The following is a 1,834-nucleotide window of genomic DNA, read 5'->3' as shown; positions in this document are numbered from 1 at the left end:
GTTCTCCTCGGCGGTCAGCTCGCCGACGAGCATGCCCTGCTGGAACACGAAGCCGAACTCGTGCCTGCGCAATTCGCTGCGCTTGGTTTCGGTGAGCTGGTCGATGCGGCGCCCCTCGAGGCTGACCTCCCCGCGGTCCGGGCGCAGGATCCCGGCGAGCACGTGCAGCATCGTGGTCTTGCCGGACCCGGACGGCCCCACGATCGCCAGCACTTCACCGGCCTGGACCGAGATGTCCGCGCCGCCCAGTGCCCAGTGCTCGCCGTACTGCTTCGCCAGTCCGTTGCCGACCAGAACCGGGTTCCCCGCCGGTGTGCGTCCTTGGTGCACTTGTCCATTCCCCTCGGTCGATGTGCGCGCCGTGGTGGAGCAGGGTCCTGGCGCGGAATTCGATCGAGGAGAACGTTCGCAGCAGCCGGCGGGGACACACCTCGACCGCGCGGTCATCCCCGGTCGTCCGGTCGGCCGGAGTCGCTGGCCGATCGGCCTGTGGAACGGCTCAGAGCCCTTCGGGCTCCGCGCGGCGAAACCGCTGTCCCCGCGAGGAAACCGCCACGAGCGACGGTGCCGTTGCTCGCGTGGTCATCGTTGGAGCGGTTCCGCCGCCGACCGGATGCGAGATCGCCCATCGGCGAACCCTGGTACTGCTGATTCGACGAGCCCGGAAGCAGCCGTACGCACCCTCCGGGCGGACGGACTCAGGTTTCCCTGGTCGCCGTGGCCGGAGGTGTCCTGCTGGCGCGGCGGGACGGCAGGAAGCCCGCCGCCGCGGCCACCGCGACGAGTCCGCCGCAAACCGCGGGCAACGCGAGGACCGGTATCGCCAGTGGCGCCTCCGGAACCAGTGCGATGATCAGCAGTGCACCCAGCAGGACGCCGTGCGGCAGCCCGAAGACCACTCCGAGCACGCCGTGCATGGCGGACTCGCCGATCCGGACGGTGAGCAAGCCGTTGCGGGACAGGCCCACCGCGCGCAAGACGCCGCTTTCCCGGCCGCGCTCGAGTACCGACAAGGTCGCGGTGGTACCGACCCCGACGATGGCGACGAACACGGTCAGCGCGATCAGTGCCAACGCGCTGCCGGTGACCTGCCGGACCAGGCCGGACTGCTCGGCGCGGAGGTCGTCGAGCACGCTGATCTCCAGTTCCGGGCTGTTGCCGGTGTGGGCGCCGACCGCGGACTGCGCCGCTGCCATGCCCCTGCCGCCCGCGTCGATCATGACCCCGGTAGGCGCCGGGTCGATCCCGAGGGCGTTGAGGTCCGATGAGTGCGCAAGGACCTGCGAGCCGCCGATGCGCTGCCCGACGACCACTGCCGCGACCCGGATTCGGCGATCGCCGAGCAGGACCGAATCGCCGACGCCGACCCGGTTCTTGCTCGCGAAGCCGTCGGAGACCGCGAGCGTTCCCGGTCCGAGGTCGTGCAGTGACCCGTCACCGGCCACAATGTCCGCCGACCTGGGCAGCTGGGTGATCGGCAGGTCCGAGACTTCCAAGTTCGTCGATCCGCCCGGGGCACCCAGCTGCAACCGAACGGCGCGATACGGGACGACCGTGCCCACCGCGGGATCGGCCGAGAGCGCCCCGGGCAGGTCAGCGGGCAGTGTTGCCCCTTCGGGGGCTCGTACCGCGATGCCCGCGGTGTACTCCGCGGCCGAACTCGCCTCGTTGTGCTCGCGCATGGTTTCCCCGGCGGTGAGCGCCGCGATGAGCAGCGTCGCGGCCAGCGCCACCACCGAGGACACCGCCGCCGCCCGGCGCGGCATACCTCCCGCGCTGAGCACGGCCAACGTCGCGACCGGGCCGAGCCGCCGCACCGAGCGGTGCGCTCCGG

General features: G+C 71.4%; 2 protein-coding genes. Both read right to left on the bottom strand.

The annotated features are described in order from the left end of the window. A partial coding sequence (locus IJH84_RS20095) for an ATP-binding cassette domain-containing protein (protein ID WP_295147509.1) occupies positions 1-330 on the bottom strand: 330 nt, incomplete at its 3' end. A 368-nt stretch (positions 331-698) separates the two neighbouring features. Next, a partial coding sequence (locus IJH84_RS20090; RefSeq protein WP_295147506.1) for an ABC transporter permease occupies positions 699-1,834 on the bottom strand: 1,136 nt, incomplete at its 5' end.

The organism is Saccharopolyspora sp. (assembly GCF_017434145.1).
In the GTDB taxonomy this organism is placed as follows: domain Bacteria; phylum Actinomycetota; class Actinomycetes; order Mycobacteriales; family Pseudonocardiaceae; genus Saccharopolyspora_C; species Saccharopolyspora_C galaxeae.
Note: the sequence above shows the minus strand (reverse complement) of the source record. Positions and strands in the feature narration are given on the sequence as shown.